General features: G+C 48.2%; 16 protein-coding genes. 7 read left to right on the top strand and 9 right to left on the bottom strand.

The genetic code is table 11. The annotated features are described in order from the left end of the window. The first annotated feature begins 383 nt into the window (after positions 1-383). Positions 384-1856 carry an alpha/beta hydrolase gene (locus CWB98_RS05920; protein WP_138543997.1) on the top strand — a complete coding sequence of 491 codons (1473 nt, stop codon included), beginning with the start codon at positions 384-386 and terminating at the stop codon, positions 1854-1856. A gap of 85 nt (positions 1857-1941) precedes the next feature. On the opposite strand, the gene CWB98_RS05915 is transcribed toward CWB98_RS05920, so the two are convergent. Continuing rightward, complete coding sequence (locus CWB98_RS05915) at positions 1942-2823, bottom strand: LysR family transcriptional regulator (protein WP_138543996.1); 882 nt, start codon at positions 2821-2823, stop codon at positions 1942-1944. A 101-nt stretch (positions 2824-2924) separates the two neighbouring features. On the opposite strand from CWB98_RS05915, the gene CWB98_RS05910 reads away from it, so the two are divergent. Continuing rightward, on the top strand, positions 2925-4040 hold the full coding sequence (locus CWB98_RS05910; protein ID WP_138543995.1) for an FAD-dependent monooxygenase: 1116 nt from the start codon (positions 2925-2927) through the stop codon (positions 4038-4040). 81 nt (positions 4041-4121) lie between these two features. On the opposite strand, the gene CWB98_RS05905 is transcribed toward CWB98_RS05910, so the two are convergent. Together CWB98_RS05905 and CWB98_RS05900 are read right to left on the bottom strand one after the other, a co-directional pair. Beyond that, positions 4122-4754: a hypothetical protein gene (locus tag CWB98_RS05905; RefSeq protein WP_138543994.1), complete on the bottom strand. Its 633-nt coding sequence runs from the start codon at positions 4752-4754 to the stop codon at positions 4122-4124. 178 nt (positions 4755-4932) lie between these two features. Continuing rightward, positions 4933-5193, bottom strand: coding sequence for a hypothetical protein (locus CWB98_RS05900; protein WP_171045587.1), 261 nt, complete (start codon positions 5191-5193; stop codon positions 4933-4935). Between the two features lie 313 nt (positions 5194-5506). Here CWB98_RS05900 and CWB98_RS05895 point away from each other — a divergent pair, with 313 nt between their 5' ends. Beyond that, the gene (locus tag CWB98_RS05895; protein ID WP_138543993.1) at positions 5507-7012 is read left to right on the top strand and encodes a hemolysin; all 1506 of its coding nucleotides are present in this window, start codon (positions 5507-5509) and stop codon (positions 7010-7012) included. Positions 7013-7059: 47 nt separating this feature from the next. Here the strand turns inward: CWB98_RS05895 and CWB98_RS05890 are convergent, their stop codons facing one another. The 3 genes from CWB98_RS05890 to CWB98_RS05880 all read right to left on the bottom strand — a co-directional run bounded on the left by CWB98_RS05890 (position 7060) and on the right by CWB98_RS05880 (position 10648). Further along, entirely contained in the window at positions 7060-8652 is a 1593-nt protein-coding gene (locus CWB98_RS05890) for a hypothetical protein (protein ID WP_138543992.1), read from the bottom strand. Between the two features lie 50 nt (positions 8653-8702). Further along, a complete protein-coding gene (locus CWB98_RS05885) occupies positions 8703-9848 on the bottom strand; it encodes a hypothetical protein (protein ID WP_138543991.1) in 1146 nt (381 codons plus the stop codon). Positions 9849-10102: 254 nt separating this feature from the next. Then, positions 10103-10648 carry a DinB family protein gene (locus CWB98_RS05880; protein WP_138543990.1) on the bottom strand — a complete coding sequence of 182 codons (546 nt, stop codon included), beginning with the start codon at positions 10646-10648 and terminating at the stop codon, positions 10103-10105. 240 nt (positions 10649-10888) lie between these two features. On the opposite strand from CWB98_RS05880, the gene CWB98_RS05875 reads away from it, so the two are divergent. After that, positions 10889-11452: a phosphoribosyltransferase gene (locus tag CWB98_RS05875; protein ID WP_138543989.1), complete on the top strand. Its 564-nt coding sequence runs from the start codon at positions 10889-10891 to the stop codon at positions 11450-11452. A 116-nt stretch (positions 11453-11568) separates the two neighbouring features. Next, complete coding sequence (gene glsB, locus CWB98_RS05870; RefSeq protein WP_138543988.1) at positions 11569-12498, top strand: glutaminase B; 930 nt, start codon at positions 11569-11571, stop codon at positions 12496-12498. A 47-nt stretch (positions 12499-12545) separates the two neighbouring features. Here glsB and CWB98_RS05865 read toward each other — a convergent pair whose 3' ends face one another. Beyond that, a complete protein-coding gene (locus tag CWB98_RS05865; RefSeq protein WP_138543987.1) occupies positions 12546-13850 on the bottom strand; it encodes an inosine/guanosine kinase in 1305 nt (434 codons plus the stop codon). A 170-nt stretch (positions 13851-14020) separates the two neighbouring features. Here CWB98_RS05865 and tadA point away from each other — a divergent pair, with 170 nt between their 5' ends. Continuing rightward, the gene (gene tadA, locus CWB98_RS05860) at positions 14021-14542 is read left to right on the top strand and encodes a tRNA adenosine(34) deaminase TadA (RefSeq protein ID WP_138543986.1); all 522 of its coding nucleotides are present in this window, start codon (positions 14021-14023) and stop codon (positions 14540-14542) included. Here the strand turns inward: tadA and CWB98_RS23900 are convergent. Together CWB98_RS23900 and mltF are read right to left on the bottom strand one after the other, a co-directional pair. Beyond that, positions 14533-14697, bottom strand: coding sequence for a hypothetical protein (locus CWB98_RS23900; protein WP_164881437.1), 165 nt, complete (start codon positions 14695-14697; stop codon positions 14533-14535). The genes tadA and CWB98_RS23900 overlap by 10 nt on opposite strands. Before the next feature lie 118 nt (positions 14698-14815). Further along, positions 14816-16204, bottom strand: a complete 1389-nt coding sequence (mltF, locus tag CWB98_RS05855; RefSeq protein WP_138543985.1) for a membrane-bound lytic murein transglycosylase MltF — start codon at positions 16202-16204, stop codon at positions 14816-14818. A 183-nt stretch (positions 16205-16387) separates the two neighbouring features. On the opposite strand from mltF, the gene purL reads away from it, so the two are divergent. After that, positions 16388-20272: a phosphoribosylformylglycinamidine synthase gene (gene purL, locus CWB98_RS05850; protein ID WP_138543984.1), complete on the top strand. Its 3885-nt coding sequence runs from the start codon at positions 16388-16390 to the stop codon at positions 20270-20272. Positions 20273-20416: the final 144 nt, after the last annotated feature.

Here is a 20416-nt window from a genome sequence, read left to right as displayed (position 1 = left end):
GTTATTTATCAATCATATGGCCTGTTGACCTTGTCAGTAGCGATAACTGAGCTACTGATGCACCGAGTTCGATATGCAAGTCAGTTCTAATCGGTACGCCGTCAATCATGCGAGTTCTCTTGATGGCTGTCAAAATCAGTGAAAATATAAAATAAACTTTTAAAACAGATATTTAAGTCGTTGTGTTATAAGTGGGATTGAACTCAATAAGGTTTGATAAGTGGATATTGTGGAGGAGCTGAGTTTGAGGTGTGGCCGGTTAACCGTAAGGATGGTTAAGATGAAATGATCGGGCAAGTGATGCGATTGCACTCAAATAAAAGTGAGTAAATATTTTATTGCGCAGGGCGTCATAGCTGGCGGTGATCAAACAAGGAACCATTATGAAACATCTACCGCATATATTAGGACTGGCTGCTCTGGTAGCCACATCATCAGTGAGCGCGGCTGCATTACCTGACCCCCAGGCATTGTTGCAACAATATCTTTCAGGTGATTACAACGATGGGGATGCGCCTCTAAATGCCGTTATGGGCTATTTTCAGCATCATGATCGAGAATTGAGAGAGGTGCTTTCAAATCAATCTCCGGAATTGGTCGATATACTGGAGAGCGCGAGCTATTGTTATGCCGCAATTGCCACAAAACCCAGCCCGGATTTATTACCGGAGCTTTTTCACTACCAAGACGGGCGCTGTCTTGTAGTCCAGGATGAAGTGAAGGATCAAGGACGCTATTACAGTGACAGTCAGTGTCGAATTGATATCGACTATAAAACTGAAACAGACATCGATTTTTGTGTGCGAGAATTTGACCACAAAGCGGAAAAATATGGCAGCACCGCTGATTTGCACTCTACCAGCGATGCATGGATGCCTGGCTACAGTGCCACATTACCTGTTACCACTCGTCCTCAGTCTTTTAGTGAGATCCCACTGTTGCAACGCAGCACCTACAAAAGAGTGCACAATGAGCAAGGTACGTGTCACCTTGAAATGCGTGTGTATAAAAACATGGATCAACATAGCGCAACTCCCGTCATGCTCATCCATGGCGGCGGGTGGTTAGCAAGGCTAAAAACGGCACGCTTGATGGAGGCGCAAATAGCCCAGCTGACCGAGGCTGGCTTCGTTGTGTATATGCCTTTTTATCGTCTTGCTCAGGACCAGGAGGCGGGACCTGCGTGTAATAATGTGTCGATTGAGGATAGTAAAAACGACATAAGAGATGCTTATTTGTGGGTATTGTTTAACAACTACAAGTACACACACAGCTTCAAATCTATTCGTTTATTGGGGCAGTCTGCCGGCGGGCATATGGCGGTATGGCTGTCGCAGCAGTTTCCATTCTTAATCAACAAAATCGCGCCTATGTTCCCGGTTGCAGATTTTGCTCATCAGCTGAAGGAATTGCAAGATGGCAGCTATCCACACAGCTATATCAAAAATATGCTTGCAATTTTGTCCGGCAAATCGGATTGGCAAGAGCTCAGTGGTAATGAGCCACTGATCGTGAATAACAGCCTGTTGGAATACATAGAGCAATATCCTGGCATCGCCCCTGATATGTTTATCAGTCATGGGATGGCGGATATCATCGTTTCTCCCAGCCAATCGCTGAGGCTTTGTAACGCACTTTCAGGCGATATTAGCGATGGACCCGCTCAGGTTAACACGCTTAAGTTTAATCAGCAGTATGCGCAAATCCAGTGTCGCAGCGGTAGCGAGCTACACCTGCTGGAAAATGCGGGGCATCACTTTGATGGCTGCGGGTTAGGTTTATGTGATGTTGGCGGTGAGGAAGGGAGTGTTGCCACCAAAACACTGATGGAAAATATGGTGAACTGGCTGAAATAACCAGACGCAAATAGCCATTCATAGAGTGTTGCGGGCCTGTCTGATAACGACGACAGGCACGCAACGCTTTTATTTCAGACGAGTACTACATAGTCAGGCCCTGCTTTATGTGTGATAGCAGTGCGGTTACTTTTTTCTGCGGGTACTTTCTGCCCGAATAAAATGCATAGAGAATAAGGTCTTCAGGCTCATGGTCTAACGGAATTTTGACCAGTGTACCCGCTGCGATTTCCGCCTTGCAGGCATGCTCAGGCAAGATGGCAAACCCCAGTCCTTTAAGAGCAGCAGCTTTAGCCATATGGCCACTGTTTACCTTGTAACGTGATGGCAGGTGTAGGGTCTTATTGCCCTTAAAGCGCCAGGGTGCCCCCTGAAGTACAGTGAAACTGGAGATGCAGGGCATCTTGCTGAGCATATCAAGAGAGTCAGGCATACCCCGGGAAGTAATTAATTCCGGGGAGGCGACAACGCAACTTGGAAAATGGAGCAGTGTTTTAGCCACCCAGCCTGAGTCTTCCAGTGTGCCGCGGTCAAAGCGCACTATCATATCAAAGCCTTCGAGCACCCCTTCAGTTGGATTGAGTTGCGTGTCACAGCTGAGTTGTATATCTGGATGCAGCTGGCAAAAGTGCGTAACAAGCTCTGCCAGAATGGGCAGATCCGGGATGACAATTTTAAGGTGGCCCGACAGCTGACTACTTTGCTGTGACACTTCAACCAGTGCATCATTCATCGCCAGCGTCAGTGGCTTGAGTGTCTGATAAAGCTCGGTACCAGCAGCAGTGGGACGCATTTTACGGGTTGTGCGCTCCAGTAATCGGACATTCAGGTGTTGCTCCAGCAAAGCGACATGCCGACTCACATTAGAAGTGGGTAACTGGCGTTGTTGTGCTGCGCGTTTAAAACTCAGTTGTTCATACACAGCCAGAAAGCTTAGCAGCCACTGAAGATCGCTTCGCTCTATCATGATTCTCTCATTAAATGGGATTAACAAAGTCATACTAGCATATTTATCCCATTTGGTTGCTTTGTAACACTTCATGAAGACATCAATGAATGGAGAAAAGCATGCAAGAAAAACGTCGAATTGCGATTGTCGGCGCAGGTATCGCTGGCATGGCATTAGCACTGCTGGTCAGAAAACAAGGGCATCAGGTTGTTTTATACGAGCGTGCGCAGGCACCTGCTGCGATGGGGGCTGGCGTTACCTTGTGGCCAAATGCATTATTTGTATTGGATCAAATGGGTCTGACGCAGCAAATCGTTCAGGCTGGTGGCTTGCCTGATGCACTATGTCAGTATGACCATCAGGGCACTGAGATCAGCGCGCTGAGTATTAAGCAGTTAAACAAATTAAGTGGTTATTCAACGGTAACTATACTGCGTCGTGATTTGATCCGCTTATTGGCTGACGCGTTAACAGCCCTGGGGGGCGTGATCCGGTTTAATACGAGCGTTTCTCACGAGGAAATTGACGGGCTTAGGAAAGAATATGACCTGGTTGTTGGAGCGGATGGCAGGATGAATTCGGCGGTACGTCAGTACTTGTATCCTCAACATGTTCAGCCAGTGTATCAGGGCGTGGTAAATGTCATTGGCATAAGTAAGGCTGAGCCAGGGACGCTGAACAATAGCATTTGTGATTTTCGTCGTCCGGGCGAACGTTTTGGCATTGTACCGGTAAAAAATAACTTCTGTTTCTGGGCTGGTGCCTGGCGTTCAGTAATTGAGAAAAACCGACCTGGAAAATCCTTTTATCATGAGTTAAATCAGCGTTTTAGTTCTTGGGCTGAGCCCGTTCGGTCAGTGCTCAAAACGGCTGATACTGACGCGATACAGGGTATTTTTGTGCATGATCTGGATACACTGCCATATTGGCACAAAGACAATGTTGTTCTCATCGGAGATGCGGCTCATGCATCACTGCCGACTTCGGGGCAGGGAGCCTGTCAGGCACTGGAAGATGCCTGGCACCTATCAGAATTGATATCAAAATATGATGAACCGTCATTTTTGCTCAGTACATTTTACCAGCGACGTATTACCAAAGCGACGGCTGCTCAGCATAGTGGCCGACAGCTGGCTCAACAGCTCTTTTTTGAGCATAACAAAATACCGTCAGAGAGTGCAGCGCTTCCTCTGAAAGAGCTGAGTCGGCTATGGATGCAAGGGTTAGCGCTGTAGTAAAAATGGAGACTGTCACAGCAGGTGAAACAGTTTGCCATAGTCTGTTTCACCGTCACTCGTACATCTGTACCAGCCAGTTTATTGCTGCTCCGTTGGCTGACAATTGGCAAAAGAAACGGATTCGCTAACGCTGAGTTCGCCCTGACGCTCAACCACAAAAAAGTAATAGGGGCGATGGGGGCGATACTCCTCCGTACAGGTTTGCCCGTCAGACAGGCACTGCTGGGTCTCAATGTTAAGCCGAGTGGTTGCTGTGGACAGTGGGTTACCCTCACTGGAGGTATAGCTGGCCGTGAGTATTTCTGCAGTCAGGGTGTCGAACCGGTAGTCGCTGTTGCAATGATTGTCGTTCCGCGCCCCCATATCTAAAAGTACTACACTGTGGGTTTTGAAATCGACATCAAAAACTTGTTCAATACTGTATTGATAAAACGTGTCTTCAAATTCAGACGCGTTATTGAATACCTGAATATGTTTTGAAGCAGGTTGCCAGGGATCAATATATTTGCCCCAAAAGAGCACCTCAGCAGAGGCTTCGCGCATTGTGATATTAGGCTGAGGTTGCCATGGCGCGGGTGCTGCTGCTTTTGCGCTTACCTGTTTTCCGGCCGTGTTAGTATCGGTCGATGGCGTGTTGCTGGCCTTGCTGTCCTGAATACACCCTGTCAGCAGTAATGAGATCCCGGTGAGTGTGATTATTTTAATAAGCATATGGTTGTCCTTTGCGTTGTTTATCTCAGTTCACTTTAATCAATCTCCTGGTAAAGGTGTTTATGCTAAATGTTATCGCCTGTAACCATTGTGGTTTTTTGTGTACCTTCTTCGATTGTGGCGATGGGCTGTGCGTTTGATCGTGGGGTAGAGCTGCAAGGTTGCCGCTGAATACGGTTCATGACTCAGGTGGATCGCCGGGGTCGGCCTGGCGTTTACGTTGTTCCTGCTTTGCTTTGGCGACATTTTTGAACACAGGTGGTGGGATGGGAAACAAAGAGAGTAATGGAAAAATCGCCATCACCAGATAGGCTCCTTTGGGCATGCCTTTGGCCCACCTGACTATCCTGACCAGGCACCAGAGGCAGGTTACAACCAGTGTGAAGAGCAGCGCCACTCGCATGAGCAGGTCAATTAGGGTGAAACCTTCGGTGTCCATAGTCTTTGTTCCTTTAAGTCAGATAGGATACGAGATAGGGACGTGGCGGCGAAAAATCAAGCAGCTTGTATTACATTGAGATTATTTAAAAAATTTTAATTTCGCATATTTTTAAGTGTAAATTAATCCATTTTTCGTACTTTATTGTTGATTTTTTGTGTTTTGAAGCGCATCATATCGGCAGATTGCAAAGATAATAATGGAAGCACTCATCCTAATGGAATAGGAAATCGCATCGTACAATGGACGTGGATGTGTCATTACTTTGTGTTGTATTAGCCTGAATTTGGATGAACCGAACGAGTTTATTACCATGCTAAAAACATCACTTTCTTTGATTGCCCTGGTGGCGTCTTCCGTATCTTCCTTGAGCTATGCAAATACCTGTACTGGTCAGCTATATGGCATTAATGCAGGGCGTGGCGATGTAGGGATCTTATTTGGTCTGAATGAGCAAAATAACAGTGCGTTTGCTCAGACACTGGCAGAATTTAGTGCATCTGCACTGGCCTACGATGAAACCAGCAAGCGAATGTATTATCTCTCAGCCCCCAGGCCCTTTGAATATCAGGTTGACGTGAGTCATCTGAACCTCAGTGCTGAGCAATTAACACACTTACCGATTGAAGGTAAACGCTTTAAATATCTGCGCCTGGCCTACTATGACTTTGCAACTGACACCCACACTGTGGTTGGCAGGAGCTCTCAGGTATTAAGTATGGTCTACGACCCTGAGCGTGATGCGCTGCTCGGTACCGATTTTAAAAAACTCTATGAGATTAACAAAAATACGGGTGAGGCGACGGAGCTGGGCGCTCTGGGCTCGCTCAAAGGTAAGTTTCGCGGCGACCTGGTGATCCAAAATGGCAACTGGTACCTGATCACCAGTCGCAGTGTTTATCAGATAGACAAAACGACCTTCCAGGCAACCAAGCTGGCAAATCACAGCCTGACTGCGGCAACCGGAGCTGCGTTGAACCAGGCTGGTGACATAGTTGTCAGCCGCACGTTGATCAACGACTATGGTCACGTTAACCGTTCTAAGCTCTATAAGCTGAATCCACAATCAGGTAATACGTGCTTGCTTGCTACCGTGCCGGTCAGGCTTAATGATTTAGCGGTGAATACGGATCAGCCTGTTGCCTGTTATACAACACCAAGCTGTGAGACAGATCCTGAACCGACCTTTACGCTGGCGCCACTCACAGATACTGTGCCTGAAGGTGGGCTGCTGCAATACCAGGTCACTCTAAGCAACTCTTATTATCAGGATGTGACACTCGATGTCAGTGTTCTGGATGGTACGACGTCTGCGGATGACTATACGGCGCCGATTTCCAGTATCACCCTTAGTGCCGGACAAACGGACGCGACTATAGCAATTCCGACCCTGGATGATGCAACGCACGAAGCCGCTGAAACACTGACTTTACGGGTTGAGGGTGTGGCAAATACCAGTGGGACAGCCACATTGAGCGGGACTATTGAAGACAATGACCCAGCCTGTATACCAGATGACTACACGCGTATCCACTATCAGTTTGTCAGTGAAAGTGCGGGTTATAACAACGACTGGGGGATCAGGGTCAATGGCAGTTATGTCAAGTTGCTGGATGAGTACGGTGGTGCAGGTAGCTATGATGTGCTAGATGGCGCCAGTTATGACTATGTGTTGTCAATCAATGGCAACCCAAATCAGTTGACCTCCAACTATCGTGTATACGGTGATAAGCAATACTGGGAAGACCAAAACGACCGTGACTACAACGATTTTGTATTGAAAGTCTGGACATCCAGTATTCAAAAAGGGTGTGATTAATAAGTTCAGGACTGCCTCAGGCAGTCCTGACTAGCAGGTGAGGGCGGTTATTCACCTTGTATAAATGCGTGATATTCCGGACCCAAATGCCTTAGCAATTGCTCACGTCGCATCTCGGTGTCATTGCCCTGCAAATAGCCTTTGATGGCATATCTTAGCGTCATCGGCTCCTTATCCTGTGGGTCGAGTAAGTAGTTTGCCAATGTTTCATCACTTTGCGAATAGCCCAGTGTTGCCAGGTTTGCAATCCCATCCATCGCTGCAGCGCGAATACTCAACTCACGAGATTCATAGGAAGGGCCATGCGTATGATCAGAAGAGATTTTTGGCGCGTACGTATAGTCCGGTTTGGAGATGGCAATCTCGTATAGCTTGTTGTTTGCCAACGGGCTGTTTAGTTCACTCAATATATGAACCGCAGACCAGCGTCGCATCTGGCCCGCAGCAGTGAGCTCAGTATCGTCGTAAATTTTGATCAACTCAGGTACAACTGTGTGCGCGTTTGCACGCAGGGCTTCCAAAGATTCCGCATACTGTTGATTGGCATCCTCTCCCATACCAAACAAGTTATTGAGATGGGCTTCAATCATTTGCTCCAGCTGAGCATTACTGTAATTTATTGCACTGAGATCAGGCTGTGGATTCAAATCTTCTGCTTCAGTGATAAGTTCTGTTGGGATAAGACTGAACAAATCAAAAGGGTAATGCTGAATACGTACCCCTGCTTCTACGCGGATACTTTTCGCTCTGAACTGTCCAATTTGTGGTGTGTTGTCTGGTAAAGCTGCCAGGGTTAGTCCCGCAGCAGGCGAAAACCATACGCCGTCGAGACGGTGTGAGAGTGTGACCTCGCTTGTGCCCAGGTATATCACTGCTAACGAGCCACGAGTATGATTTTCAATAGCGGGCAATGTTGCCAGATCGCCATATATGTAAAGTGTCGTGGGGGTGTTTTTTTGCTGTTCTTGTTGTATGACGATTTTACTGTTGTCACCTGCTGTCAATGCCATCAAGTGAAACACCCCGGGAGTAAGATGCCAGCTGGAGTTGGGCTCAAGAGTGACACTTTGGTAATTACCCGGCTGACTAACTTGTGCTTTGTTGAGCGGTGCCTGCGCTGCTGTGACACTGAGCTGGCTTTTTGCTGTACCTATCTGCCAATTCAACGCTTCAATGTTCATGTCCAGTGCCGTTAGTGGCTGTAAGTTAGCCCCTGGTTTGAGTGGTTGATTGTTATATTGCCTGGCATAGAACTGTGTGTTGCCAGGTGGCACCAGTTCAAAGCTCAGTTCTGTAAACGCCAGTGCATGGCGCATAACATGATCTTCCCCTGATATATCGAACGTTTTATAACTGACTGCGGATCCCGGAACTTTCTTAACATCGCCCGATGACAGGTGTTCAATTGCACTCAACTGCACTGAGCTGGACAGTTCTAGCGACTCTGAAGCTATCAGAGGTATGTGCTTTATTGCTGTGGTATTTAGCCTGAATAGTGCTACTGAGCAGGTAACATCCGTCTCTGTTGTTTCGCAGGTTACGGGCTTAAGCGGGTCTGACACTTCAGCATTATTGTCAGCAAATGCAGATACAGGCAGGCCGAGTGCTATGACCACAGGCAGAAAATGGGAGTACTTCATACAATACCTCTCAAAAGCCCCTTTGCAGGGGCTGAGTGTTAAAACGAGTGTTATCTTGGGCCTGTCGCGACACAGATCCACGGAGGTGGCCCCATACTGTGTGGGTTATGACGGCATTCTACTTTGGTTGGTTGTTTACCGTATTTATTTACAAAGCCAGATTTTGCTTGTGAACGAACGGTTGATTCAACTCCTCCCGCAGCAGTATAAGTGACTGTTTTTGAAGGCTCCATTGGGCGTGTTAACCCAGATGCTGTTGATTTATTAATAATTTCAGCATCTTTATCTGCATGATATGGCGGTGGCGTAACAAAACGATGATTGATAGTGTAGTTTGCCTGCTGTTCCGCGCTGGCACGCATGGCCGGAGTTGCATCTTTGCCATTTACTGCGAACCACCACAACCACAAAGCTTCATAGGTGTTCGAGCCATTATAACTCCAATTGGAATCACAGCTTGAACCACTACAGGCGCCACCGGCGCTACCATGTGCTTTGTCCATGTGTCTTGCTTCGTGCACTAAGGTTGCAGCCCGTCCAATCACATCCTGATCATACAAACCCGGACGGCTGATGCTCATTTCTGACCGTTTTACCCATTCCCAGCTGTAGAATTTTTTCTTCCATTTGAATCTGGCATAAACACCTTCATCGCAAATAGAATGGGTGTTGTGTACGTCTTTTTGAGTCTCGTGATAGGCCCAGCCTAAAATCGAGTTATCACCAGATTTATCTGCATTATCCAGTAACCAGATACTGTTAAATAAGCGCCCCTTAGGCGACGTGTAATCACATGCATTACCGGCAAAGCTGCTTTCATTGACTGCGAAATTTGAGCGATAGGTCGAGTACTTGTTACTGTCACAGGATTTTCGACCAATGGCAGCTTCGAATCTCGCCGTCGCATCATGTTTACTGTGTGAGCGTCCACACATTTCATAGCTGTCACTCCCGTAAGAGAGCGTTGCAACCTGGGCCGTTGCTGTACAATACCATGGTAATGGATAACTTTCTGAACGACAGCTGGCACGTACGTTGGAAAGTGGATTACCATTTGCACGTTGCTCAAGCGAAGAGATTGCCGCGGCTTTCCCTTGTTCCTGAGTATGACCATAGGCGCTTGCGGAAATTGTTCTAGCAGCGTTTGCGGCAAAGGAAGTTGTCGCGATTGCTACTACCAGTAGGGTATGTTTCATTCATTTTCCTTATTGATTTTGTAGTGTCACAGAGAACCTGATTAGGGTACATTGCGCGGAATTTAAACACAATATATTAATTTTTAAATTACATTAGTTTTATTCATGTATCTGAATGTAATAGTTCTACGTCAGTGTGATAAGGAACTTGTAGCCAGGGTGCTCACGCTGGATAGCTCTGATCTGGCAAGTGGACACCTGCAATAGCGAATAAACCAGGGTAAAGTGTTTGCGGCTTCCGTTATACCAATTTGCTATATCTGGATGTCGACATTGCCAATGAGCAGCAGTAGATCTGTATCACCTATATCTTCACCCAGTTGAGAAAAGAGAGTAGAAACTTGCCCCCTGTGATGAGTCTGATGATTAAAAAAGTGCATAAGCACACTATTCAGAGGCTTGCTGAAAACAATGCCTTTGGTATTTCGGTAGGTCAGGATGGCGTTTAAATCGGATTCTTGTAGTTCACTGATAAAACATAAAATGTGTTTGTCGAGCCACTGACGATGTGTAGTCAGGCGAGTCAGGTCATTAAAAAGGCACTGGTCCAGGCTGGTGGGGTCTGGCTGTTCCAATATGGGTTGCAGAGCTCTGGCGCAGGCAGCGTTTGAAGCAAAGCGCTTTAGCCAGATAGTGTCAGCCACCACAAGGTGGTTTAAGGTGCCCAGTACCGAGCCAAAAAAAGCCCCCTGGTCCTGTGTTAATGCCGCTTCGCTCAGACGCGCCGCTGCCTGAAAGACTTTTTTATTCATCCATTGGTTGTAGTCGGCGAGTAATCCGAACTGAGTAAGTTGGTTCATAGCTGTTTCCTTCAGAATACCTGCGCAGAGTTATAAACCACGGTGAGCCGGTAACACAAGTCTTATTCAGGTTCATCATCTTGTAAAAAAACTGCGCTAGCGCAAGCAATTTTTTTTCGACTCAGCTAAAATACTCGGTTATACGTTATTCTCAGCCGTGCTGTCTGATGGGGTGCTTGTAATGGTACCTGTTTCACTCAGGTTTGTGCGGTGTTCTTTGCTCAATGACACGGGGTTTGTATGTCTGACAAGTGCTATATCACGGCGCAACAATTACTTGAAGATTCATTTCGACTGGCGGCTCAGGTTTATGAAGACGGCTTTCGTCCTGACTTTATTATCGGCATTTGGCGAGGTGGTGCGCCTATCGGGATTGCGGTTCAGGAATACTATGATTACAAGGGCATAGAAACAGACCACATTGCGGTGCGTACGTCGTCTTACTATGGTATCGGCAAGCAGTCGAAAGAGATCAAAGTACACGGTTTGCATTATATTGTTGAAAACGCCAATGCAGGTGACTCTTTGCTGATTGTGGACGATGTGTTTGATTCGGGCCGCAGTATTTATGCGCTGCGTGAAAAGCTCGAAGAGCTGATGCGCCTGAACCTGCCAAAAGACATTCGTGTTGCCTGCCCGTACTACAAGCCGACGAATAAAAAAGTCCCAATGACGCCGGATTACTTTATCCATGAGTCGGACGAATGGCTGGTCTTCCCCCATGAGTTATCAGGATTAACGCCGGACGAGTTGATTGCCGGAAAATCAGATTTGGCCAATATCAAAGACTTGTTTACGAAGTAAATCAGGCTGAATTGTTATCTAAAAAGCCGCACTGAGCGATATCAGTGCGGCTTTTTTGTGGGCGCAGATCTGTTACACTCGCGCTATTGTGCTTATTGATATGAATTTAGCTCTCTATGACTACTGCTACGCCCGATTATCAGGCCATTTTGCAACAGGTTGCACAGCAAGTGCAGCCCCTGTCCCATCAGGGAAAAGTGGCTGATTATATTCCTGCTTTGGCTGAGCAATCTCTGGGACAATTTGCCATCGCCTTGCACACTGCCGACGGGCAGACTTATCGTGCGGGTCACTGCGATAGCCGTTTTACCATTCAGTCAGTCTCCAAGGTGATGACTCTGACGCTCGCCTTACAGCGTTATGGCGATGAGCTTTGGCAGCGGGTAGGTAAAGAGCCGTCTGGCACGGCATTTAATTCATTGACTCAGCTTGAGTTTGAAAACGGCATTCCCCGTAATCCTTTTATCAATGCCGGTGCAATCGTCACCTGCGATGCTCTGTTCAGCCGCCTGAGTGCGCCCATCCACACTATGCTGGAGAGCTACCGCAGCCATACCGCTAATCCTAAGGTGAGCATTAACAAGGTGGTGGCACAGTCTGAGTACGACCATCGCTACCGCAATGCCGCCATGGCCTATCTGATGAAGTCATTTGGTAACTTTGACAATCAGGTTGAAGAAGTGCTGTGGTCGTATTTTAACTTTTGCGCTATTGAGCTGAATGTGTGTGAACTGGCGCAGGCATTTTCTTATCTTTCAACCGGCGGCGTATGCCAGCAAAGTGGCCAGCGGGTACTCAGTGCACGGCAGACACAGCAGCTTAATTCTCTGTTGTTTACCAGTGGGTTGTATGATGCTGCCGGAGACTTTGCCTATCGGGTAGGTATGCCGGGTAAATCCGGGGTGTCGGGTACCATAATCGCAGTGGCGCCAGAGCGCTTTACGGTAGCGGTGTGGTCGCCGGGGTTAGACAAAGTGGGTAATTCCGTGGCTGGTATTGCGGCGCTGGAGTTACTGGCAGAAAAGCTGGGCACCGCTTTGTTTTAGCGTGATGTGCAAATAAAAACGGGCGCTGCGGCGCCCGTTTTTATTACTTACTGGTCCCAGTAGGTTTGTTCCAGCGAGTCTTCTCGCTCTGGCAAACCTCGCGACAGGCGCGGCGAGTGCTGAACTAAGACTTCATAGCTGGCGCGGTTAGCATATTTGCTGATCTGCGCCAGTGAAGAGTAGGTGATGGCATGCTGCTCATGCTTGGCCGAATTGGGTACATTGATCTTGTGATACACATTGGCAGACAGGTCATGCAATACCGCTGCTAGTGCACAATCCCCGGCACCATTGGTGTTTTTAATGGTGTCAGGACCACCCATGTAAGGGGCGGTGTGGCTGTATGCTTTGATTGGCTTTTCGCAAGCGCTGCGACGCATTGCTCTTGAGAATTCATATTGATTGAATTCAGGAATGGCGCCAGGCAGTAGCGGGTATTCGGTTTCGCGTTTCTTCTCATCATCAACGTAACCGGCCATAAACAGACCTTTTGGACCGGCCGTACAGATCACTAAATCTACCCAATCGAGTGCTTTATCAGCAGCCAGTAAGGGATCGTCAAAGCCAGTGATGGCTTCGCCTTCTTCCTCGTTCATGGCCAGAATATCAACGTGTTTTTCAACAAATTCTGCCCACCACGTGGGGTCTTGTTCGATCAGGAACTTAGTGCCGAGCGTGAGTACGACAGGCACACCCGCATCGTTGGCATACTTCACTGCCTGCATGGTTGCCTGAGTCATGGTTTCTTCGCCTGAGGTACGCATCAGATAGGCGCTGATCACCAACGCTGAGGCGTTTTCAATCAACGACTTGTCGATAGACTCTGGTTTCAGGTGGTTCATCATACCGGCGCTGATCGCGAAGGTACGTTCGCCACTGTCGTCAATCAGGGTAAAGCAACGACCGATAGGACCGGGCACAGGTTGCAGGTAATCAAGATCGACGCGGCTGGAGGTGTTACACAAAAACTTGTAGGCATAGCTGCCTATTTGAATGTTTTCGCTCATTACGCCCAACAATACCGAACGGCTATCTGCCAGCACGGAGTAGTTGTGCATGGTATTGCCTATGGTGCCGCCAGCAAATTCATAGTCAATCATGTCATCACGTTTCAGGCGGTCATAGAGCGCGTTGGTGACATCATTGTCTATCACTTGAGACATACCGCGTTGCAGCCCAAACTCATCAAGGAAGGCCTGATCAACCTTAGCTTCGATATCCACTACGATTTGGTCAATACCACAAATGTAGTTGCGTTTAAGTCGATCAACGACATGTAACTGGTTAATTATAGGGTCTTTATCTTCGACTGGAAAATAATGTTTATGTCTTCTGCGGCCCGGAAATTTCATGTTTTACCCGTGTGTGTTGAGCTCGTCAAATAAAAAAAGCGGCGAATTATAGCTTAATTTGATGTCAATGAGCCATGGCAATTTGCTAATTTTAGCAATATAACTGTCACAGTGCGCAGTTCGCGACAATACGCTAGAATATCTCTCATTTTGTACCCAGGAGCACACAGGTGGACGAACAACAGCAAGATCTTTATTGGATGCAGCGGGCACTGGAGTATGCCGACAAGGCCGAGCAGGAAAATGAGATCCCGGTTGGTGCCGTGGTGGTAAAAGACGGTGAGCTGGTTGGGGTGGGCTGGAATCGTTCGATCTGTTGTCATGACCCTTCCGCGCATGCCGAGATGTTGGCGATCAGAGATGCCGGTCAGCGCGTCGAAAATTATCGACTGGTGGATTGCACCCTGTATGTCACGTTAGAGCCTTGCCCTATGTGTGCCGGCTTGCTGGTGCATAGTCGTATTAAGCGGGTGGTGTATGGCGCATCGGATGCAAAAACAGGTGCCGCGGGATCGATTATGAACTTATTGCAGGAACCCAAACTCAATCATCAGGTTGAGGTTACGTCAGGGGTATTAGCGGAGCAATGTGGTGATAAGTTATCGGCGTTTTTTCGCCGTCGTCGTAAAGAGATAAAAGCACAGAAAAAAGCCAGGCAGGCCGACTTAAACGACAAAGCGGCTCAGGGTTGAGCCGCTCTTTCGTCTGCCGCTATCTGGATCAATGCATAGATACGGCGGCGCAGTAAAATTTTACGGTGAATGTTGCGGAGCATAATACGGCGACGATTTGGGCTCGTGTTGCGCGTGTTACGCTTAAATTGATGAGTACGACGTCTTCTTAGCATCGTAACCTCCATTTTGAGTGAGAGAACAACTACGCGCGACAGCTATATCGTAATAGTGTGTCAGCCTGATGACAGGCGCTGAAATTCACACCGGATACCTAACTGGACGCCTTGCAGATCAGTGAGTGGGTTTCTCTGAGTCCGTATTGGCTTGAAGGGCCCCATTTTCGTCTAACCAGATCAGGGCGTCGTAGTACCGGCGAATATTATCTACATAAGTTACTGCCACATCGCCGCGCGCATATCCATATTTAGTCTTTCGATAGTAGCGCTTTTTGGTGAGCAGTGGTAGTCGTTTTTTCACCTCGGCCCAGCTCATTGGGTCTGCGCCCTGGCGTTCGGTCAGCTTACGAGCATCATTCACATGACCCCACCCAACGTTATACGCAGCCAGTGCGAACCAGGTTCTGTCTGGTGCACTGATTTGCTTGGGAATGCGGTTAATAAGCTTACGCAAATAGCGAGCTCCACCACGAATATTTTGTTCGGGTTTCAGTCTGTGGGTTACGCCCACCTGCTTGGCGGTACGTTGGGTCAGCATCATGATCCCACGCACGCCTGTGGGAGACTTAGCTCTGGGGTTCCACATGGATTCCTGGTAGCTCAATGCGGCCAGTAAGCGCCAGTCGAGCTGGTGTTGCTCCGCATATTGGATAAACCAGTCCTGATATTTTGGCAGCGTGGATTTACTTGCTTCGACGAAAGCCAGAGTGTTGACATAGTTAAAGCGTTTGACATGACCAAAGTACTTTTCTTCAAGTGCCGCCAGCTGTGCAGAGTGTTGCATCTTGGCAAAAAACGGCGGCAGTAACGCAAATAATGAATCGTCTTTATCGTGACGCAGCACCCAGGCAACCGGATCGGCCTGAGTGACTGAAAAGGCGATACTGACATTGGGATGATAGCGCCGAAACAGTGCCAGAGAGTGCGAGTCAACAACGGTATACTGAACATCACCGTCTATGATCCCTTGCAATAGTTCTTCCTGATCACGGTCGTCGACCGCCTGCCAGCTAAGTTCAGGGTATTGCTGCTGTGCTGTTTGTAAAGAGAGCACATGGTGGCTGTCGGCTAAAACGGTAACGGGGCCGTTTAACTGAGCAAAATTACGTGGTCGGGCGTTCCCTTGCTTAAACACTAATTTTTGGCTGATCTCCCGATAGCTAGGGCCAAACCTAAAGTGAGCTGCTCGCTGCGGATGATAGCTGAGTCCGGCTGCAGCAATGTCCAGATCGCCATTTTGCAGGCGTTCAAACAGCTTTTTCAAACTGAAAAAAGGCACCATCTGCAGCTCAACGCCTAGTTCATCAGCAAACTGCGCTGCCAATTCATATTCAAACCCCTGTTCACCGCCAATACCCTGATAAAAGGTCGCGGGCCCAACCAAAGTCCCAATGCGGATCACTTCCTGCGTTTTGATCCGCTGCAACTGAGTGGCAGGCATTTTTTCGCAGCTGCTCAATAACAGCACACAGCACAGTATCAGCACAGAGGAAAGTACGCGCATAACTGACTTTTGGCTCCTTGGTTTAACGTCGGTGACAGAGGGGTCCATGCTCGCAATTAACGGCCCTTTTGTGAAGGGGCTTTTTTTCGATAATTGCTAAATTTGAGTTAAATAAGGAGGCCAAATCGACTATAATGGCGGCCCAAAATATCGTTCAATCCTTAACCCCGGATGAAAATACCTATGTTGATCCTACGTGGTGCACCTGCACTTTCTGATTTCAAAGTTCAAAAAATCCTTAAAAGCTGCAACGATGCGCAATTGCCAGTTACTGGCGTGTATGCCGAGTTCATGCATTTTGCTGATCTGACAGCGGAACTTTCTGAGTCTGAACTGGACAAGCTGAGCAAGCTTTTAAAGTATGGCCCGACCATTGCCGAACATGCGCCTGAAGGAACCCTGATCTTAGTGACGCCGCGCATTGGCACGATTTCGCCCTGGGCTTCTAAAGCCACAGACATTGCCAATAACTGTGGTCTGGATAAAGTACACCGCGTAGAGCGTGGTATTGCCTACTATGTTGAGGGCGCGCTGAGCGCTGAGCAGACAGCTGAGGTAGCTAAGCTATTACACGACCGCATGACTGAGTCAGTGCATAGCAAACTGGAAGATGCGGGTCAGTTATTCCGCGTGGAAGAGCCGCGCCCAATGTCATCTGTAGACATCCTTGGCGGTGGCCGTGAAGCGCTTGTTACTGCAAACGTAGAGCAAGGTTTTGCATTAGCGGATGACGAAATTGACTACCTGGTAGAAAACTTCACTAAACTAGGTCGTAACCCGAACGACATCGAATTATTCATGTTCGCACAGGCGAACTCAGAACACTGTCGTCACAAAATCTTCAACGCTGATTGGACAATCGATGGCGTAGAGCAGCCTAAGTCGCTGTTCAAAATGATCAAAAACACCTTTGAGACGCACCCGGAAAATGTTCTGTCTGCCTATAAAGATAACGCAGCGGTCATGAAGGGGTCTAAAGCGGGTCGTTTCTTCCCGAATAAAGACGGTGAGTACAGCTACAATCAAGAGAACATTGAAATCTTGATGAAGGTAGAAACGCACAACCACCCAACGGCGATTGCGCCATTCTCAGGTGCATCAACCGGTTCTGGTGGTGAAATTCGTGACGAAGGCGCAACCGGTCGTGGTTCTAAGCCAAAAGCGGGTCTTGTTGGTTTTACTGTCTCTAACCTGCGTATTCCGGGTTTTGAGCAGCCGTGGGAAACTAACTTCGGCAAGCCAGGTCGTATTGTTGATGCTCTAGACATCATGATCGACGGTCCACTGGGTGGCGCGGCGTTTAACAACGAATTTGGCCGTCCTAACCTGCTGGGTTACTTCCGTACTTACGAAGAAAAAGTGAACAGCCACAATGGTGAAGAGGTACGTGGTTACCACAAGCCAATCATGCTGGCAGGTGGTTTAGGTAACATCCGTACTGAGCACGTTCAAAAAGGTGAAATCCCTGTAGGCGCTAAGCTGATCGCACTGGGTGGCCCGGCGATGAACATCGGCTTGGGAGGTGGTGCAGCCTCATCAATGGCATCGGGTCAGTCAAACGAAGATTTAGACTTTGCTTCGGTACAGCGTGAAAACCCGGAAATGGAGCGTCGCTGTCAGGAAGTGATCGACAAGTGCTGGCAGCTAGGCGACGAAAACCCCATTGCGTTTATCCACGATGTGGGCGCGGGTGGTCTTTCAAACGCATTCCCTGAGCTTGTAGATGACGGTGGCCGTGGTGGTAAATTCCAACTACGTAATATCCCGAACGATGAGCCGGGCATGGCACCACACGAAATCTGGTGTAACGAATCACAAGAACGTTACGTACTTGCCGTAGCGGCAGAAGACTTTGCGCGTTTTGAAGAAATCTGTAAGCGTGAGCGCGCACAATACGCCGTTATCGGTGAAGCAACAGAAGAGCGTCACTTGACCGTTGCGGATAGCCATTTTGATAACAACCCGGTAGACCTTCCACTTGAAGTACTACTTGGTAAAGCACCTAAGATGCACCGTGACGTTGAGTCAAAACAAGTTGAAGGTGAAGCACTTAAAACAGATAGCATCGACGTAGAAGAAGCGGCTAAGCGTTTACTGCGTCTACCAACTATCGCTGAAAAAACATTCCTTATCACCATTGGTGACCGTACGGTAACAGGCCTGGTGGCACGTGACCAAATGGTTGGCCCTTGGCAGGTACCAGTAGCAAACTGTGCTGTAACGGCAGCTGCGTTTGATACTTACCACGGTGAAGCCATGTCAATGGGTGAGCGCACACCTGCAGCACTGCTAAACTATGGTGCATCAGCACGTTTAGCAGTAGCAGAAGCGTTAACTAACATTGCTGGCGCAAACATTGGTGGTCTTGAGAACATCAAGCTATCTGCAAACTGGATGGCAGCAGCGGGTCACCCAGGTGAAGACGCAGGTCTTTACGAAGCAGTTAAAGCTGTGGGTGAAGAGTTATGTCCAGCACTTGGCCTAACGATCCCAGTTGGTAAAGATTCAATGTCGATGAAGACAACATGGCAAGATGACGGTGAAGATAAAGCGGTTACAGCTCCTCTTTCTCTAGTAATCACTGCATTTGGCCGTGTAGAAGACATTCGTAAAACAGTTACACCTCAGCTTCGTACAGATAAAGGTGACTCAAGCCTAATCCTAGTTGATTTAGGTGCTGGTCAAAACCGTATGGGTGCATCAAGCCTTGCACAGGTTTACAAGCAACTTGGTGATAAGACGCCAGACGTTGATAGCCCAGAGCTGTTAAAAGGTTTCTACAATGCGATGCAAGCACTTGTAGCTGACGAGAAGCTACTTGCTTACCATGACCGTTCAGACGGTGGTTTATTCACAACGGTCGCGGAAATGGCCTTCGCAGGTCACACCGGTGTGACAGTAAACCTGGATAGCCTGACAGGCTCTGACATCGAAGCGCTTTACAACGAAGAGCTGGGTGCGGTAATTCAGGTTCGCAACGACGACCTTGCAGCAGTTGAAGCTGTGTTAGCTGATAACGGTCTTGCAGCAATCAGCCACACTATCGGTGCACTAAACACGGAAGACAAAGTTATCTTCAACCGTGGCGGCGAAGCAGTACTTGCCAATACACGTACTGAACTACGTACTATCTGGGCTGAAACGACTTACAAGATGCAGGCACTGCGTGATAACCCTGAGTGTGCTAAGCAAGAATTTGATGCCAAGTTTGACGAAAAAGATCCTGGTTTGAACGTAAAACTAAGCTTTGACATTAACGAAGACGTAGCAGCACCTTACATTGCAACCGGTGCTAAGCCTAAGATGGCTATTCTACGTGAGCAAGGCGTTAACTCACACGTTGAAATGGCAGCAGCATTTAACCGTGCAGGCTTTGCTGCAGTAGACGTGCACATGAGTGACATCCTTGAAGGTCGCCTGACGCTAGAGCAGTTCAAAGGCCTGGTAGCCTGTGGTGGCTTCTCTTACGGTGACGTACTGGGCGCGGGTGAAGGTTGGGCTAAGTCAATCCTGTTCAATGACATGGCACGCGATCAGTTCCAAACCTTCTTTGAGCGTCAAGACACGTTCAGCTTAGGTGTGTGTAACGGCTGTCAGATGCTATCGACACTGAAAGAGCTAATCCCGGGCACTGAACACTGGCCACGCTTTGTAACCAACAAGTCAGAGCGCTTTGAAGCACGTTTCAGCCTGGTTGAAGTACAAGAAAGCCCGTCAGTATTCTTCCAGGGTATGGCTGGTTCTCGTATGCCAATCGCGGTATCTCACGGTGAAGGTCACGCTGAGTTTGCAAACGACGCAGCAGTAAAAGCAGCACTTGAGTCTGGCACAGTGGCAGTTCAGTACGTTGATAACTTTGGTAACCCAACCACGCAATATCCGAACAACCCGAATGGTTCACCAGAAGGGATTACCGGTATTACGTCAATGGATGGCCGTGCAACAGTCATGATGCCACACCCAGAGCGTGTATTCCGTGCCGTCGCTAACTCTTGGCACCCGGATGAGTGGAAAGAAGATAGCCCGTGGATGCGCATGTTCCGTAACGCACGTAAGAATGTTGGGTAAAACACGACCGAAACGAAGTTTCGCAGCGTGTTTTACGTCAGTCTGGATGACGAGCCGGATCGCCGCTTCAGGACGAATCAATATGCAGTGCCTTAATAACCGAAACGAAGTTTCGCAGTTAGTCGAACGCTTTTCAGGGACGAA

Origin of the sequence: Pseudoalteromonas rubra, assembly GCF_005887115.1 — a bacterium.
In the GTDB taxonomy this organism is placed as follows: Bacteria; Pseudomonadota; Gammaproteobacteria; order Enterobacterales; family Alteromonadaceae; genus Pseudoalteromonas; species Pseudoalteromonas rubra_F.
This window is presented reverse-complemented; position numbering and strand designations above follow the sequence as displayed.

Bases quoted from the DNA above. Each gene is read 5' to 3' on its own strand.
- CWB98_RS05920 (WP_138543997.1), top strand. From the start codon at position 384: ATGAAACATCTACCGCATATATTAGGACTGGCTGCTCTGGTAGCCACA.
- CWB98_RS05915 (WP_138543996.1), bottom strand. From the start codon at position 2,823: ATGATAGAGCGAAGCGATCTTCAGTGGCTGCTAAGCTTTCTGGCTGTG.
- CWB98_RS05910 (WP_138543995.1), top strand. From the start codon at position 2,925: ATGCAAGAAAAACGTCGAATTGCGATTGTCGGCGCAGGTATCGCTGGC.
- CWB98_RS05905 (WP_138543994.1), bottom strand. From the start codon at position 4,754: ATGCTTATTAAAATAATCACACTCACCGGGATCTCATTACTGCTGACA.
- CWB98_RS05900 (WP_171045587.1), bottom strand. From the start codon at position 5,193: ATGGACACCGAAGGTTTCACCCTAATTGACCTGCTCATGCGAGTGGCG.
- CWB98_RS05895 (WP_138543993.1), top strand. From the start codon at position 5,507: ATGCTAAAAACATCACTTTCTTTGATTGCCCTGGTGGCGTCTTCCGTA.
- CWB98_RS05890 (WP_138543992.1), bottom strand. From the start codon at position 8,652: ATGAAGTACTCCCATTTTCTGCCTGTGGTCATAGCACTCGGCCTGCCT.
- CWB98_RS05885 (WP_138543991.1), bottom strand. From the start codon at position 9,848: ATGAAACATACCCTACTGGTAGTAGCAATCGCGACAACTTCCTTTGCC.
- CWB98_RS05880 (WP_138543990.1), bottom strand. From the start codon at position 10,648: ATGAACCAACTTACTCAGTTCGGATTACTCGCCGACTACAACCAATGG.
- CWB98_RS05875 (WP_138543989.1), top strand. From the start codon at position 10,889: ATGTCTGACAAGTGCTATATCACGGCGCAACAATTACTTGAAGATTCA.
- glsB (WP_138543988.1), top strand. From the start codon at position 11,569: ATGACTACTGCTACGCCCGATTATCAGGCCATTTTGCAACAGGTTGCA.
- CWB98_RS05865 (WP_138543987.1), bottom strand. From the start codon at position 13,850: ATGAAATTTCCGGGCCGCAGAAGACATAAACATTATTTTCCAGTCGAA.
- CWB98_RS23900 (WP_164881437.1), bottom strand. From the start codon at position 14,697: ATGCTAAGAAGACGTCGTACTCATCAATTTAAGCGTAACACGCGCAAC.
- mltF (WP_138543985.1), bottom strand. From the start codon at position 16,204: ATGCGCGTACTTTCCTCTGTGCTGATACTGTGCTGTGTGCTGTTATTG.
- purL (WP_138543984.1), top strand. From the start codon at position 16,388: ATGTTGATCCTACGTGGTGCACCTGCACTTTCTGATTTCAAAGTTCAA.